Consider the following 13,993-nt stretch of genomic DNA (forward strand, 5'->3'; position numbering starts at 1 on the left):
ATTACCCTTCCGCGCCCGCTACGGCGGGTGCGTTGCAGGCGTTGGGCGCGCCGGGCGCATCGGCGGGGTAGGGGCCGCTGCCCGTCGCCTGCGCGTAATTGGCGTCGATCGCATAGGCGGCAGCCGGACCCGCAGGTGCGACGGTCGATTGCCACCAGAAGGTCAGGGGTTCGGCCTGCTCCCACTGGTCGCCGCCATCACCGGCGCTGACGGTCCACACCAGCGCGCCATCGTCGCAGGTGATGACGACATCGGCCTTGGCGCCGATGGCGGCCATCGCCTCGTCTTTCGAATAACCGGCCGCGCCGGTGAACCCGGTCGCCGGGCGGGTCATGCGAAACGCGGTCGCGCGTTCGACATCGGACGAATCATTGCCTTCGCCGCTGCCGGTCCCTGCCTCATTATCCTCGCCCGGATAGACGACATGGACATAGGTATAGATCGTGCCTTCGGGCGCGGCCGCGGGATCGCATTCGGTCATGTCCGCAGGACATGCGACGAAGCTGCGTAGGTCGGCGAAATTGCCTTCGGCGTTCGACAGCGCGCTGGTCACTTCGGGACCCTGCGGTCCGACGATCTTTGCACCAAGATCGAGATCGAGGAATTCGCCTGCCTCGATATTGCGCGCGAGCGCCGCGGCCGCGCCATCGCTCTCCGCGTTTTCCAGATCGGTCGGCGGTTCATCGGCGGACCCGCAGGCGGCGAGCGCCAGCGAAAGGGGGAGGGCGAATACGATCTTGTTCATGATAGGGCTTCCTTCACCAGTCCGCTGGCCTTGCTCATATCCAGAGTAGCGCCGTGGCGGCCTTTGAGTTCCCCCATCACGCGGCCCATGTCTTTCATGCCATCGGCACCAAGGTCGGTCTTGATCTGCGCGATCGCGGCGCGGGTTTCGTCCTCGCTCATCTGCTGCGGCAGGAATTCCTCGATCACCGCCAGCTCGGCCTTTTCCTTGTCGGCAAGCTCCTGGCGGCCGCCATCCTCGTACATCTCGATCGATTCGCGGCGCTGCTTGGCCATCTTGAGCAGAACTTCTGTGATCATGCTATCGTCGGACTCAGGCGGTGTGTAGGCGCTGGCAGGAATGGGATTATGGTCCTGATCGTAGTCGACGGCGCGACCTTCGGCCTTCGCCTTAAGACCACGCTCTTCAATGTCGCGGTCCTTGATCTTCGCGCCGATCAGGCGGAGCGCGGCGGTGCGGTCCTTGTCCTTGGCCTTCATCGAGGTAACGGTTTCGGACTGGATTTTCTCGCGGAGCATGACGCCTCCTTGCACTAAGCTGTGGATGGTTCATACGTCCTGTAGAACAAGCTGCCGCAAAGCCAAGCGTTGCGCTTGACGGAACGCCAGCGCGTCTCTAGCCGCTGAGGCTTAGCAACATCGCTGGAAAACTTTTACCCGGAGCGCCCATGGCCCTGTCCGCATCTTCGCACGCGCAACCCTCAGGCGCGACGGGAGTCCTCGTGCTGGGCGACGGCACCGTCATCTGGGGCAAGGGCTTTGGCGCCACCGGCACTGCCGTGGGCGAGGTGTGCTTCAACACCGCGATGACGGGCTATCAGGAAGTGATGACCGATCCGTCCTACGACAGCCAGATCGTCACCTTCACTTTCCCGCATATCGGCAATGTCGGCGCGAACGAGGAAGACCACGAAAGCCGCGGCCTCGGCGCGGTGGGCTGCGTGGTGCGGCAGGAAGTGACCCCGCATTCGAACTTCCGCGCGCAGAATGAATTTGTCGAATGGATGAAGGATCATGGCAAGATCGGCCTGTCGGGCGTCGATACCCGCGCGCTGACCCGCCGGATCCGCATGGCGGGCGCGCCCAATGCGGTGATCGCGCACAGTCCGCGCGGCGAATTCGACCTTCCGGCACTGAAGGCGCAGGCCGCCGAATGGAGCGGGCTCGAAGGGCTCGATCTCGTCCCCGGTGTGACCCGCGACGCCAATGAAGATTGGACCGGCGGCCACTGGCAGCTCGGCTTCGGCTATGGCGAAGCCAAGGCCACCAAGCCGCATGTCGTGGCGATCGACTACGGCGCGAAGGACAACATCTTCCGCAACCTCGTGCAGGCGGGCGCCAAGGTCACGGTCGTGCCCGCGCGCGTCACGCTCGACGAAGTGCTCGCGCTGCAGCCCGATGGTGTGTTCCTCTCGAACGGCCCGGGCGATCCGGCGGCGACGGGCGAATATGCGGTGCCGGTGATCGAGGGGCTGCTCGAGCGCGACGTCCCGCTGTTCGGCATCTGCCTCGGCCACCAGATGCTCGGCCTCGCAGCAGGCGCGAAGACCGCCAAGATGTTCCAGGGCCACCGCGGCGCCAACCACCCCGTCCAGCGTGTCGGGGAAGGGTGGGGCGAGAGCACCGGCCTGGTCGAGATCACCAGCATGAACCACGGCTTCGCGGTCGACGGCGAGACCCTGCCCGAAGGCGTGGAGCAAACCCACGTCTCGCTGTTCGACGGCACCAATTGCGGGATCGCGATCACGGGTAAGCGGGCGTTCGGGGTGCAATACCACCCCGAGGCGAGCCCCGGCCCGCAGGACAGCTTCTACCTGTTCGAGAAATTCGTAGGGATGCTGGAGAACTAAGATGGCTACAGTTCGGAAATTCGAACACACGCAAACGAAAACCGGAGCAAGAAGCCATACGGAAGTCGATGCAACTATTGGCATCGTCGAGTCCAACGGCGAGACGTTCATCCAGATCGATACATTTGGATCCGTCGACCGCGAGTATCCCGGAAAGCTTTCTCAAACCTTGAGGCTTTCTAAGAAGGCCTACCAAGAGCTGGTCGATATGGGGAAATTTCTAAGCTAATGCCCAAACGCACTGACATCTCCTCGATCCTCGTCATCGGCGCAGGTCCCATCATCATCGGCCAGGCGTGCGAGTTCGACTATTCCGGCACGCAGGCGATCAAGGCGCTGAAGGAGGAGGGCTACCGGGTCATCTTGGTCAACTCCAACCCCGCCACGATCATGACCGATCCGGAAATGGCCGACGCGACCTATGTCGAGCCGATCACGCCCGAGATCGTTGCCAAGATCATCGCCAAGGAGCGCCCCGACGCGGTGCTCCCCACGATGGGCGGGCAGACCGCGCTCAATTGCGCGCTGGCGCTGTTCAACGACGGCACCTTCGAGAAATACGGCGTGCAGATGATTGGCGCCGATGCCGACGCGATCGACAAGGCCGAGAACCGCCAGCGTTTCCGCGAGGCGATGGACAAGATCGGGCTCGAAAGCGCGCGCAGCGGCGTCGCCAATACGGTGGACGAGGCGCTTGCGGTGCTCGAACGCACCGGTCTGCCCTCGATCATCCGCCCCAGCTTCACGCTCGGCGGTACGGGCGGGGGGATCGCCTATAACAAGCCCGAGTTCGAACGGATCGTCCGCGAAGGCCTCGAAGCTTCGCCCACCACCGAAGTCCTGATCGAGGAATCGCTCCTCGGGTGGAAGGAATTCGAGATGGAGGTGGTGCGCGACCGCAAGGACAATTGCATCATCATCTGCTCGATCGAGAATGTCGATCCGATGGGCGTGCATACCGGCGACAGCATCACCGTGGCGCCTGCGCTGACGCTGACCGACAAGGAATACCAGATCATGCGCACCGCCAGCATCAACGTGCTGCGCGAGATCGGGGTCGAAACCGGCGGCTCGAACGTCCAGTTCGCGGTCAATCCCGAAGACGGCCGCTTGATCGTGATCGAGATGAACCCGCGCGTGTCGCGGTCCTCCGCGCTGGCATCGAAGGCGACCGGCTTCCCGATCGCGCGCGTCGCCGCCAAGCTGGCGGTGGGCTACACGCTCGACGAGATCCAGAACGAGATCACCGGCGCGACCCCGGCCAGTTTCGAACCGACGATCGACTATGTCGTGACCAAGATCCCGCGCTTCGCGTTCGAGAAGTTCAAGGGCGCCAAGAACGAACTGTCGACCGCGATGAAATCGGTCGGCGAGGTCATGGCGATCGGTCGCTGCTTTGCCGAATCGATGCAGAAGGCGCTGCGCGGTCTCGAAACCGATCTCGACGGGTTCAACCGGGTGACCGAGCTGGAAGGCGTTTCGCGTGACAAGATCGTCGCCTCGCTCAGCCAGCGAACCCCCGAACGCATCCTCAAGATCGCGCAGGCCTTCCGCGAGGGGCTGAGCGTCGAGGATATCCAGCCGATCACCGGATTCGATCCCTGGTTCCTGCGCCAGATCGAAGCGATCATCTACGAAGAGAACATGATCGCGCATAACGGCCTGCCCAATACCGAGACCGAGATGCGCCGCCTCAAGGCGATGGGCTTTTCGGACAAGCGGCTTGCCACGCTGGCGGTGCGGTCGGTCGGCGTCGCGGGCGGGTTGGGCGAAACGCAGGCCAAGCGGTCGGGCCTGCTGCACGATGCACTGCGCGCGATGGCCGGTGCGACGAGCGAGCAGGAAGTGCGCAATCTGCGCCGCAAGCTCGGCGTCTATCCGGTGTACAAGCGGATCGACAGCTGCGCCGCCGAATTCGAGGCGATCACGCCCTATATGTATTCGACCTACGAGGCCCCCAGCTTTGGCGAGCCCGAGGACGAGGCGGACCCGTCCGACCGCAGGAAGATCGTCATCCTGGGCGGCGGGCCCAACCGCATCGGGCAGGGCATCGAGTTCGATTATTGCTGCGTCCACGCCTGTTTCGCACTGGCCGAGGCCGGGTTCGAAACCATCATGGTCAATTGCAATCCGGAAACCGTCTCGACCGATTACGACACTTCGGACCGGCTCTATTTCGAGCCGCTGACCGAGGAAGACGTGCTCGAGATCATGCGCGTCGAGATGTCGAAGGGCGAAGTGGTCGGCGTCATCGTCCAGTTCGGCGGGCAGACTCCGCTCAAGCTGGCCGCCGCGCTCGAACGCGAAGGCATTCCGATCCTCGGCACCAGTCCCGATGCGATCGACCTAGCCGAAGACCGCGAACGTTTTGCCAAGCTGATCAACAAGCTGAAGCTGAAGCAGCCGCTGAACGGCATCGCCAAGAGCCGCGACGAGGCCGCCGCGGTGGCGGCGCGGATCGGCTATCCGGTGCTGCTGCGCCCGAGCTACGTGCTGGGCGGCCGCGCGATGGAAATCGTCGACAGCGAAGCGCAACTCGACGACTACATCGCCACCGCGGTTAATGTCAGCGGCGACAGCCCGGTGCTGGTCGACCAATATCTGCGCGATGCGGTGGAATGCGATGTCGATGTCGTTTCCGACGGCACCGAAGTGCGGATCGCTGGCGTAATGCAGCATATCGAGGAAGCCGGCGTCCATTCGGGCGACAGTGCCTGCACGCTGCCGCCCTACAGCCTGCCACAGGCCATCATCGCCGAGATGGAGCGCCAGGCGACCGAACTGGCCGTGGCGCTGGAAGTGCGCGGGCTGATGAATGTCCAGTTCGCGGTCAAGGAGGGCGAGGTCTATCTGATCGAGGTCAATCCGCGCGCCAGCCGCACGGTGCCCTTCGTCGCCAAGGCGATCGGCCGGCCCATCGCCAAGGTCGCCGCACGCGTCATGGCGGGCGAGCCGCTGAGCGCATTCGAACCCTTCGACCTTAACCCCAACCACATGGCGGTGAAGGAAGCGGTGTTCCCCTTCGCGCGCTTCCCCGGTGCCGACCCGGCGCTATCGCCCGAGATGAAATCGACCGGCGAGGTGATGGGGATCGATCGCGGGTTTGCCGCGGCTTTCCTCAAGTCACAGCTGGGCGCGGGCATGACCCCGCCGCAGTCGGGCACGCTGTTCGTGTCGGTCAAGGATACCGACAAGCCGCTGATCCTGCCGGCCGTAAAGACGCTGCTCGACAAGGGTTTCCGCGTCATCGCCACCGGCGGCACGCAGCAGTATCTGGTCCAGCAGGGTCTCGCGGTCGAACCGGTCAACAAGGTGGCCGAAGGGCGCCCGCATATCGTCGATGCGATTATCGACGGCGCGGTGCAGCTGATCTTCAACACCACCGAGGGCTGGCAGTCGCTGCTCGACAGCAAATCGATCCGCGAAGCGGCGCTGGAAAAGAAGCTGCCCTACTACACCACGGCCGCCGCTTCGCTGGCCGTTGCGCAAGCAATCGCAGAGGTTTCGCCGGACCAGCTTGAAGTACGTTCGTTGCAAGACTATTATAGCTGACGAAAAACACGCTCCCCCTCCCGACATTCGAACCGCTTGTGTTCCGCAATCCGGCGGACCGGGTCCGAATTGTCCCCGGGGGGTCAGCCGGAACAGGAAGGACAAGAGCCCTATGGAAAAAGTGCCGATGCTGGCCGAGGGCTACGAACAGCTCACGGCGGAACTCAAGGTCCTGCGCGCCGAGCGTCCCCTGATCGTCGATGCGATCGAGGAAGCACGTGCGCATGGCGACCTGTCGGAGAATGCCGAATATCACGCGGCCAAGGAACGCCAGGGCCATGTTGAAACGCAGATCGCCGACCTTGAGGACAAGATTACCCGCGCGCAGATCATCGATCCCACCACGCTGTCGGGCGACAAGGTGATCTTCGGGGCAACGGTCACGTTGCTCGACGAGAACGACAAGCCTGTGCGTTACCAGATCGTGGGCCAGACTGAAGCCGATGCTGCGAAGGGCCGGATCAGCTACAATTCGCCGATCGGGCGCGCGCTAATTGGCAAGCAGCTGGATGAAGAGGTCGAAGTGACCGTTCCCTCGGGCGACAAGTTCTACCTGATCAACAAGATCGAATTCATCTGATCGGCGGGGCCCCGGGTATGCGGGGCCTCACGACAGGGGTTTCTCCACTCCCCAATTGTGGATCGGGACGTCCCGGTCCCCATGCGGAATGGTGAATTCGCGCTTGTGCGTCGCGGTGAAGCCGGCCCGCTGGAAAGCGGGGCGGGCAAGATCGCTGGCCTCGGCGTAGAGGCGCTCCATCCCGTGTTTGCGCGCATAGGTCGCCGCAGTTGCCAGCAGCTGCGTGGCCAGGCCGCGCCGCGTATGCTCGGGATGGTTGTAGAGATGGTCGATATGCCCGTCCTGCTCGAGCAGGACGTAGGCGACCGGCCGGTCATCGACATCGGCTGCGACAAAGATCACATCGCCAGCGGCAACCCGCTCCCGGTACCGCCGGGCACCGGGGTGGCGTGCGGCCCACGCAGCAACCTGCGCGGGCGAATAGGCATGCGGCCCGATATCGGTGATCGCCAAGGCGAGTATTTCGGCCAGCACCTCGGCATCATCGTCGCGATACGGCCTGATTACATAGGCCATCGCGAAATTAGGCGCTCGGATCGAGCAACTTGTGAAGGTGGACGATCACATACTTCATCTCGGCATCGTCGACAGTACGCTGCGCGTTGGAGCGCCAGGCATCTACCGCAGCTTCGTTGCTGCTGAACACGCCGGCGACGTGGATGCTTTCGGGATCGGCAAAGGTCACGCTGCGCGGATCGGTCACCCGGCCGCCCATCACGAGGTAGAGCGTCTGCTTGCTCTCGGTTTCTTCCATGGAATCGTCTTTCTCGAAGGGGAGGGGAGAGGAATGGCTGCGGCACATAGCGAAAGCGGCGCGACAGGCAAGCCCGTCGCGCCGCTACGGCATCCTTGCGATGCTTGTGCCTAGTGCTTGATGCCGGTCCGCAGCGCGCGATAGGCGCGGCTGCTCTTGCGTCCGGCCTTGCGGCTTGAGCTACGCAGCGCATCACCGGCCACGTCGAGCTTGTAGGCCGCATCGCGGCGAAGCCCGCGTGCGGTAGTGGCAGCGCTGTCGCCCAGATCCTCGAGCCGGTCGCCGGCGAACTGCGCGCCGTCGGCCATGCTGTCGATCATCCGCGCGCCATAGGCGAGCGCGGCATCGGCGGCGATTGCCGCGATGGTACCGCCGCGACGACCGAGCCGGCGGCCCGGACGCGTCATCGCGCCGATCGCCAGACCGGCAACGAGTACACCGCCGATAACGGCGAAGGGGTGCTTCTTGGTGAATTCGACTGCGCTGTCGGCAGCGTCCTTGGCCTGGTCGGCCAGGCTACGCGCTTCGTTGCGCTTCTCACCCGCTTCGATCCGGTCGCGCAATTGCTCGCGCTTCTGCTCGTCGTTCAACTTGCTGTCGGCGCTGATCGGGGTGACGTTGTTCTCGGCTGCATCGGCCATGGTAAATCTCCGGAATTTGTGTTCGTAAAGCCAACGGATCGAGCGGGCCTAACGTTCCAAATCTCCGTGATATTCATCGCGCCCGTCATTGGCTTCGCGATCGAAGCCGAGCACATCGAGGATCGGATTGCGTGCGAACCAGACGACGATCGCCGCGACCAGCGCGGCGAGCGCCCCGCGGTTGTCATCGGCGACATCGATAGCCTCTTCATAGAGGTCGGCAGCGCCTTCGCGGACCCGGTCGAACGCTCGCTCGCCCAGGCTCTTGTGCGAAAAATCGGATTTGAGATGCTCGATATCCGCCTCGACGAGGGCACGGGCGGATTCGCGCAGATATTTATCCTCGAGCATGCGTGTACGACGATCACTCATTCGCCATCCCCATCATCGAAGGCATCGCGGATATCGTCGAGCCGTCCCTTGAGAAGGCGCAACATGACAACTCCGGCGATGATCAGCGCCAGCGTGACAACCGCGGTTGCGGCCCATGGGCCGATGACGGGCGCCAGTGCGATCACTATTCCGACCGTTGCCGCAATCAGGGCAAGGTGGAACACGCCGAATGCGCCCAGGGCGAACGCAATGGCACCCTTGGTCCGGTTGCCGATATAACCAGCGCGGCTTTTCTGAAACCGCAGCTCGGCCTCGGCATAGCTCTTGCCATCCTCGATAAGCGCGAGGACGTCATCGGTCAGCGAAAATGGCTGAGCGTCCTCGCCCTCCGGTTCGGAAGCCTCGTGTTCGTCGGGCAAATCGAACGGGCCGGGATATTCGTCGGCCCGTTCGGTGTCATCGTCGCGCATGCAGTCCCCCGTAATCGGTCGCTTAGCGCGAACCGCGGAATAGGCGCGAAAGCATGAAGCCGACAATGGCGGCTATGCCGATTGCCTTGCCCGGGCTCTTGCGGACGAATTCGCGACCGTCTTCGACGAGGTCGTCGACGCTCTTCTCGTCGAGCTTGCTGGCATAGCCATCGAGCGACTTCGAGGCGGTGCGGGCATAATCGCCATATTTCGCGCCGAGCTTCTCGTCGACCTGATAGGCGTTTTCATCGACCAGCTTGCTGAGCGAACGCAGGCCTTCGCCAGCCTTCACCTTGCCTTCGGTCGCCAGTTCGCGGCCCTTGACCTTGGCGTCTTCGCCATAGGTGCGCGCTTCAGCGACCCAGTCGTCACCCTTGCCCTTGGCCTGTTCGCGATAGGCGGTGGCGCGGTCCTTGCCTTCGGCCTTGAGCGCGGCAGCGCCGGCCTTGGCTTCCTCGAGCGCGGCATTGAAGCGCGACTTGGCTTCGGTGCGATTATCGGTGGCATTTCCCGGCGTTGCGGTATTGGTCATAACTGTCTCCTTCGCGGCGCCTTGCTTCGCCGCGGGTTTGCGCGGCTTGGCGGCGGTGGCGGATTTCTTGGCTGCGGGTTTCTGGGTGGCAGGACTTTTGCGCTTCTTGGGTGCGCCGCCTGCGGTGGTTTCTGCCATGATGCTGGTCCTTGCCCTCACTTGGTTGTCGTCCGGCGTTTTAGCCTTCAATGTTGCAACGCAACTTGCACACCAATGTTCCGGCGAATAGAGCGCTGCTGACTCCCCATCTGGGGGTGTTTTAGCCGATTACAACACCTTTTCCCGGAGCGCCAGCACCATGACCGCGATCATCGATATCCACGCCCGCGAAATTCTCGATTCGCGGGGTAATCCCACGGTCGAGGTCGATGTTCTGCTCGACGATGGCAGCTTTGGCCGCGCCGCGGTGCCCAGCGGCGCCTCGACCGGTGCGCATGAAGCCGTCGAACTCCGCGATGGCGACAAAGCCCGCTATCTCGGCAAGGGCGTGATCAACGCAGTGAACGCGGTAAATACCGAAATCCGCGACATGCTGGTCGGCGCGTTCGATGCCGAGGACCAGCGCGATATCGACCTCTCGATGATCGCGCTCGACGGCACGCCCAACAAGGGCCGGATCGGCGCGAATGCGATCCTCGGCACCAGCATGGCGGTGGCCAAGGCCGCGGCGAATGCGCGCGGCCTGCCGCTCTATAGTTATATCGGCGGCGTTTCGGCGCATGTCCTGCCGGTGCCGATGATGAACATCATCAACGGCGGCGAACATGCCGACAACCCGATCGACATCCAGGAATTCATGGTCATGCCGATCGGTGCCGACAGCCTGGCCGAAGCGGTCCGGTGGGGCGCGGAGGTGTTCCATACGCTCAAGAAAAAGCTGCATGAGAAAGGCCTCGCCACCGCGGTCGGCGACGAAGGCGGCTTCGCCCCCGATCTCGCCAGCACGCGCGACGCGCTCGATTTCATCATGGCCTCGGTCGAGCAGGCCGGGTTCAAGCCGGGCGAGGACATCGCACTCGCACTCGATTGCGCCTCGACCGAATTCTTCAAGGACGGGAAATACGAGATCTCGGGCGAAAAGCTCTCGCTCTCGGGTGACGAGATGGCCGAATATCTCGACAAGCTGTGCCGCGACTATCCGATCCGTTCGATCGAAGACGGCATGGCCGAAGACGATTTCGCCGGTTGGAAAGCGCTCACCGACCGTATCGGCAACAGTGTCCAGCTGGTGGGCGACGACCTGTTCGTCACCAATCCCGAACGGCTGCGCGACGGGATCGAGCAAGGCCTGGCCAATTCGCTGCTGGTGAAGGTCAACCAGATCGGAACATTGTCCGAAACGCTCGATGCGGTGAGCATTGCCAACCGCGCGGGCTACACTGCGGTCATGTCGCATCGGTCGGGTGAAACCGAGGATGCGACGATTGCCGATCTCGCGGTCGCCACCAATTGCGGGCAGATCAAGACCGGCAGCCTCGCGCGTTCGGACCGGTTGGCCAAATACAACCAGCTGATCCGGATCGAGGAAGAGCTGGGTGACAGCGCGATCTATGGCGGGCGCGAATGCTTCGGCCGTATCGTAGCGTAGTAATCCCGGCCTAGGCGGTCTCGGTTGGCCGGGACCGGTGCCGGGGCGGGCGAGTGATCTAGGTCCGGTTCTTCGGGTGGAACCAATACTGCCACACGCCCCAGGCGTTGATCAGCAGGAGGATGCCGTTCATCGCGGCGAGCGGGATCGCGTCCTCGGTCAGTCCGATGTAAATCCACAGCGCGGAAACCACGCAAAACAGTACGAACCCCCAGGCGGTGGCGCGGCGTCCCATGTCGAAGGCAATCATCGATGCGGCGAGGACGGTGCCGATCGAAGTGATCCATTCGAGGGCACCGTTCATGATTGTCTGTCCTGCATGATTGTCAGGACGCATAAGGGCAGCTAGCGTTCCGCAAAATTGCTCTTTGTGGGAGGGGGGCTATGGGAAAATTTCCGGCGCATCCGGACGAGGTCAGCGCTGCGTGGCTTGGCGCGCAGCTGAACGCGCGTGTGGATACCGTCTGCTGGGAGCCGATCGGCACCGGGCAGGTGGGCGACAGTGTGCGTTTCTTCCTGACGGGTGAGGACGTACCCCCAACGCTCGCGGGGAAGTTCCCGGCAGAGGATGCCAGCAGCCGCGGCACCGCCGCGCTGTTCGGGCTCTACCGCAAGGAAGTCGAGTTCTACCGCCACGCCGCGCCGCTGCTCGATGTGCGGGTGCCGAAGGTCTATTTCACCGATGTCGACGAGACGGGCAGCGCCTTTATCCTGCTGTGTGAAGACATGGGCCCTGCGCGCCAGGGCGATCAGATCGCGGGGTGCGGGATCGAGGATGCGCGCGCCGCCATCCGGCAGGCAGCCGCGATCCATGCGCCCAGCTGGGGGCGCCGCGAACTGCTCGATGCCGAATGGATCGCCCCGCTCGCCGACCTGCGCCAGCAGCTCGGAGTGATGTACCCGCAGGCGCAGGCGGTTTTCCGTGAGCGCTACGGCGAAATGCTTGAGCCCGAATTCATGGCGATCTGCGAGCAATTGCGCGAAGCGAGCGCGGTGTGGTTCGAGCGCGACGATCCCCCGCAATGCCTCGTCCACGGCGATTTTCGTCTCGACAACATGCTGTTCGATGTCCGCGACGGACGCGAGCCGATCGCCGTTCTCGACTGGCAGACAGTGGCCGTGGGCAGGCCGATGACCGATGTCGGCTATTTCATCGGCTGCGGCATCGGTGCGGCATTGTGGCGGGATCACGAACGCGAATTGCTCGATCTGTGGCGCGCGGAAATGCGCGTCCGCGGGATCGACCTGACCCATGAGGAAATCGAGCGCGATTACCGGCTCGGCATCCTCCACGGCGTCTCCACCGCCGTGTTCAGCGCGGCCTTTGTCGAACGCACCGAGCGCGGCGATGCGAATTTCCTGTCGATGGCGCGCGGGGCCTGTTCGCTGGCGCTCGAGCGCGATAGTATCCAGATATTGAAGGAGGCGACCTAGTGGTTCTGAGCCGCGGAGACGACTATCCGATCCACCAGACGCCGGAACCGGTGGCCTTCGCGGGCACCGACCGCAATTTCTACGACCGCTATTTCTTCAACGGCTACGCGCCCGATGGCAGCGGCTTTTTCGCGGTCGCGCTGGGCATCTATCCGCATCTCGACATCATCGATGCGCATTTCAACGTCGTGCGCGACGGGGTGCAACACTGCGTCCACGCCAGCGCCGAACTGGGGATGGAGCGCATGGCGATGGCTGCCGGGCCGATCTCGGTCGAGATCATCGAGGCGCTCAACATCCTGCGTATCCGCCTCGAACCGTTCGAAGGCATGGCCGCCGACATCACTTTCACCGGCCGCGCCTTCCCGATCGAGGAGCCGCGTTTCACGCACCGTATCGGACCGCGCGCCTTCATGGACTATACCCGGCTGACGCAGAACGGCGGGTACGAGGGCTGGATCGAGGTCGATGGCGACAAGCAGGACCTGGCCGCCGGGACCATGGGGACGCGCGACCGCAGCTGGGGCGTGCGCCCGATTGGCGCACGCGACACGCAGCCGATGCCGGGGGCGCCGCTGCCGGGCTTCTTCTGGCAATGGACCCCGATCAACTTCCCCGGCGGCAGCCTGTTCTTCCACGTCAATAACGATGCGCAGGGCAATGCCTGGAACACGCGCGCCGCATGGGCGGGCGAGGGGGCCTCTGCCGATGAGATCACCGAGGGGCATGGCAGCATGCGCACCCGGCTCGAACAGGGCACCCGCTGGCCGTCGGGCGGCACGCTCTCGCTCGCGCTACGCGGCGCGCCCGAACAGGTGACCTTCGAGCCGCTCGGACGCTTCCAGATGCGCGGGCTGGGCTATACCGATCCGAATTGGGGCCACGGTCTCCACCATGGCCCGCTCGAGGTCGTGCGCGAGGATATCGAGCTCGACGATATCGATCCGCTGGCGCCCGAGAACCTCCACGTTCAGGTACCCGTACGTGTGTCGGGCAATGACGGGTCCGAAGGCATCGGGGTGTTCGAGCAGCTGATAATCGGGCCGTTCGCGCCGCTCGGGCTCAAGGAGTTCCTCGACGCTGCCGATTAGCCGGCGAACCGGCCCTGCAGATCGAGCAGCGCCATCGCCGCCTTGGCCGCTTCACCGCCCTTGTCGTTCTGGGCCGGGTCGGCGCGGACCAGCGCCTGCGCCTCGTTCTCGACCGTCAGTATGCCGTTGCCGATGGCCATGCCGTCCATCGTCAGCGCCATGATCCCGCGCGCGCTTTCGCCGGCGACGATTTCGAAGTGATAGGTTTCGCCGCGGATCACCACGCCGATCCCGACATAGCCGTCATAGCGCCCGCTTTCGGAAGCGAGCGCGATCGCGCCGGGCACTTCGAGCGCGCCGGGGACGGTGAGCACTTCCACTTCATGCCCGGCAGCTTCGAGCGCGGCGCGCGCGCCGGCTACCAGCATGTCATTGAGGTGGTCGTAGAAACGGGCTTCGACGATCAGGAAACGGGCCATGCGGG

Annotated in this window: 17 protein-coding genes; 7 read left to right on the forward strand and 10 right to left on the reverse strand. The window is 63.8% G+C overall.

What is annotated here, in order from left to right; all coding sequences use genetic code 11:
* Window position 1: 1 nt before the first annotated feature.
* Both VWN43_RS05780 and VWN43_RS05785 read right to left on the reverse strand, forming a co-directional pair.
* Entirely contained in the window at window positions 2-745 is a 744-nt protein-coding gene (locus tag VWN43_RS05780; protein ID WP_330768352.1) for a hypothetical protein, read from the reverse strand.
* Window positions 742-1,263, reverse strand: coding sequence for a GatB/YqeY domain-containing protein (locus VWN43_RS05785; RefSeq protein WP_320180301.1), 522 nt, complete (start codon window positions 1,261-1,263; stop codon window positions 742-744). Before VWN43_RS05785 ends, VWN43_RS05780 begins: the two co-directional genes overlap by 4 nt.
* A gap of 149 nt (window positions 1,264-1,412) precedes the next feature.
* Here VWN43_RS05785 and carA point away from each other — a divergent pair, with 149 nt between their 5' ends.
* From carA to greA, 4 genes are all read left to right on the forward strand, one after another.
* Window positions 1,413-2,594: a glutamine-hydrolyzing carbamoyl-phosphate synthase small subunit gene (carA, locus tag VWN43_RS05790; protein WP_320180300.1), complete on the forward strand. Its 1,182-nt coding sequence runs from the start codon at window positions 1,413-1,415 to the stop codon at window positions 2,592-2,594.
* A 1-nt stretch (window position 2,595) separates the two neighbouring features.
* Entirely contained in the window at window positions 2,596-2,823 is a 228-nt protein-coding gene (locus VWN43_RS05795) for a hypothetical protein (protein ID WP_320180299.1), read from the forward strand.
* Window positions 2,823-6,146, forward strand: coding sequence for a carbamoyl-phosphate synthase large subunit (gene carB / locus VWN43_RS05800; RefSeq protein WP_320180298.1), 3,324 nt, complete (start codon window positions 2,823-2,825; stop codon window positions 6,144-6,146). Before VWN43_RS05795 ends, carB begins: the two co-directional genes overlap by 1 nt.
* Window positions 6,147-6,258: 112 nt before the next feature.
* Complete coding sequence (greA, locus tag VWN43_RS05805) at window positions 6,259-6,726, forward strand: transcription elongation factor GreA (protein WP_253515871.1); 468 nt, start codon at window positions 6,259-6,261, stop codon at window positions 6,724-6,726.
* Between the two features lie 27 nt (window positions 6,727-6,753).
* Here the strand turns inward: greA and VWN43_RS05810 are convergent, their stop codons facing one another.
* From VWN43_RS05810 to VWN43_RS05835, 6 genes are all read right to left on the reverse strand, one after another.
* Entirely contained in the window at window positions 6,754-7,242 is a 489-nt protein-coding gene (locus VWN43_RS05810) for a GNAT family N-acetyltransferase (RefSeq protein WP_320180297.1), read from the reverse strand.
* Between the two features lie 7 nt (window positions 7,243-7,249).
* The gene (locus tag VWN43_RS05815) at window positions 7,250-7,480 is read right to left on the reverse strand and encodes a DUF4170 domain-containing protein (protein WP_253515866.1); all 231 of its coding nucleotides are present in this window, start codon (window positions 7,478-7,480) and stop codon (window positions 7,250-7,252) included.
* A gap of 110 nt (window positions 7,481-7,590) precedes the next feature.
* Window positions 7,591-8,121 (reverse strand): hypothetical protein, encoded by a 531-nt coding sequence (locus VWN43_RS05820; RefSeq protein ID WP_320180296.1) that lies wholly within the window; start codon window positions 8,119-8,121, stop codon window positions 7,591-7,593.
* A gap of 48 nt (window positions 8,122-8,169) precedes the next feature.
* Window positions 8,170-8,493 carry a hypothetical protein gene (locus tag VWN43_RS05825; RefSeq protein ID WP_320180295.1) on the reverse strand — a complete coding sequence of 108 codons (324 nt, stop codon included), beginning with the start codon at window positions 8,491-8,493 and terminating at the stop codon, window positions 8,170-8,172.
* Window positions 8,490-8,924, reverse strand: a complete 435-nt coding sequence (locus VWN43_RS05830) for a phage holin family protein (RefSeq protein ID WP_320180294.1) — start codon at window positions 8,922-8,924, stop codon at window positions 8,490-8,492. The genes VWN43_RS05825 and VWN43_RS05830 overlap by 4 nt, the downstream gene beginning before the upstream one ends.
* Before the next feature lie 22 nt (window positions 8,925-8,946).
* On the reverse strand, window positions 8,947-9,594 hold the full coding sequence (locus VWN43_RS05835) for a hypothetical protein (protein ID WP_320180293.1): 648 nt from the start codon (window positions 9,592-9,594) through the stop codon (window positions 8,947-8,949).
* Window positions 9,595-9,754: 160 nt separating this feature from the next.
* On the opposite strand from VWN43_RS05835, the gene eno reads away from it, so the two are divergent.
* A complete protein-coding gene (gene eno, locus VWN43_RS05840; RefSeq protein ID WP_320180292.1) occupies window positions 9,755-11,044 on the forward strand; it encodes a phosphopyruvate hydratase in 1,290 nt (429 codons plus the stop codon).
* Window positions 11,045-11,102: 58 nt separating this feature from the next.
* Here eno and VWN43_RS05845 read toward each other — a convergent pair whose 3' ends face one another.
* On the reverse strand, window positions 11,103-11,348 hold the full coding sequence (locus VWN43_RS05845; RefSeq protein ID WP_253515836.1) for a hypothetical protein: 246 nt from the start codon (window positions 11,346-11,348) through the stop codon (window positions 11,103-11,105).
* Between the two features lie 80 nt (window positions 11,349-11,428).
* Here VWN43_RS05845 and VWN43_RS05850 point away from each other — a divergent pair, with 80 nt between their 5' ends.
* Both VWN43_RS05850 and VWN43_RS05855 read left to right on the forward strand, forming a co-directional pair.
* On the forward strand, window positions 11,429-12,478 hold the full coding sequence (locus tag VWN43_RS05850) for a phosphotransferase family protein (protein WP_320180291.1): 1,050 nt from the start codon (window positions 11,429-11,431) through the stop codon (window positions 12,476-12,478).
* A complete protein-coding gene (locus tag VWN43_RS05855) occupies window positions 12,478-13,569 on the forward strand; it encodes an Rv3169 family protein (protein ID WP_320180290.1) in 1,092 nt (363 codons plus the stop codon). Before VWN43_RS05850 ends, VWN43_RS05855 begins: the two co-directional genes overlap by 1 nt.
* Here VWN43_RS05855 and ribH read toward each other — a convergent pair.
* Entirely contained in the window at window positions 13,566-13,988 is a 423-nt protein-coding gene (gene ribH, locus VWN43_RS05860) for a 6,7-dimethyl-8-ribityllumazine synthase (RefSeq protein WP_320180289.1), read from the reverse strand. The genes VWN43_RS05855 and ribH overlap by 4 nt on opposite strands.
* Between the last annotated feature and the right edge of the window lie 5 nt (window positions 13,989-13,993).

It is taken from the genome of Qipengyuania sp. HL-TH1, from assembly GCF_036365825.1.
GTDB lineage: Bacteria > Pseudomonadota > Alphaproteobacteria > Sphingomonadales > Sphingomonadaceae > Qipengyuania > Qipengyuania profunda.

Coding starts and splice junctions, on each gene's coding strand:
- VWN43_RS05780 (WP_330768352.1), bottom strand. CDS start 745: ATGAACAAGATCGTATTCGCCCTCCCCCTTTCGCTGGCGCTCGCCGCC.
- VWN43_RS05785 (WP_320180301.1), bottom strand. CDS start 1,263: ATGCTCCGCGAGAAAATCCAGTCCGAAACCGTTACCTCGATGAAGGCC.
- carA (WP_320180300.1), top strand. CDS start 1,413: ATGGCCCTGTCCGCATCTTCGCACGCGCAACCCTCAGGCGCGACGGGA.
- VWN43_RS05795 (WP_320180299.1), top strand. CDS start 2,596: ATGGCTACAGTTCGGAAATTCGAACACACGCAAACGAAAACCGGAGCA.
- carB (WP_320180298.1), top strand. CDS start 2,823: ATGCCCAAACGCACTGACATCTCCTCGATCCTCGTCATCGGCGCAGGT.
- greA (WP_253515871.1), top strand. CDS start 6,259: ATGGAAAAAGTGCCGATGCTGGCCGAGGGCTACGAACAGCTCACGGCG.
- VWN43_RS05810 (WP_320180297.1), bottom strand. CDS start 7,242: ATGGCCTATGTAATCAGGCCGTATCGCGACGATGATGCCGAGGTGCTG.
- VWN43_RS05815 (WP_253515866.1), bottom strand. CDS start 7,480: ATGGAAGAAACCGAGAGCAAGCAGACGCTCTACCTCGTGATGGGCGGC.
- VWN43_RS05820 (WP_320180296.1), bottom strand. CDS start 8,121: ATGGCCGATGCAGCCGAGAACAACGTCACCCCGATCAGCGCCGACAGC.
- VWN43_RS05825 (WP_320180295.1), bottom strand. CDS start 8,493: ATGAGTGATCGTCGTACACGCATGCTCGAGGATAAATATCTGCGCGAA.
- VWN43_RS05830 (WP_320180294.1), bottom strand. CDS start 8,924: ATGCGCGACGATGACACCGAACGGGCCGACGAATATCCCGGCCCGTTC.
- VWN43_RS05835 (WP_320180293.1), bottom strand. CDS start 9,594: ATGGCAGAAACCACCGCAGGCGGCGCACCCAAGAAGCGCAAAAGTCCT.
- eno (WP_320180292.1), top strand. CDS start 9,755: ATGACCGCGATCATCGATATCCACGCCCGCGAAATTCTCGATTCGCGG.
- VWN43_RS05845 (WP_253515836.1), bottom strand. CDS start 11,348: ATGAACGGTGCCCTCGAATGGATCACTTCGATCGGCACCGTCCTCGCC.
- VWN43_RS05850 (WP_320180291.1), top strand. CDS start 11,429: ATGGGAAAATTTCCGGCGCATCCGGACGAGGTCAGCGCTGCGTGGCTT.
- ribH (WP_320180289.1), bottom strand. CDS start 13,988: ATGGCCCGTTTCCTGATCGTCGAAGCCCGTTTCTACGACCACCTCAAT.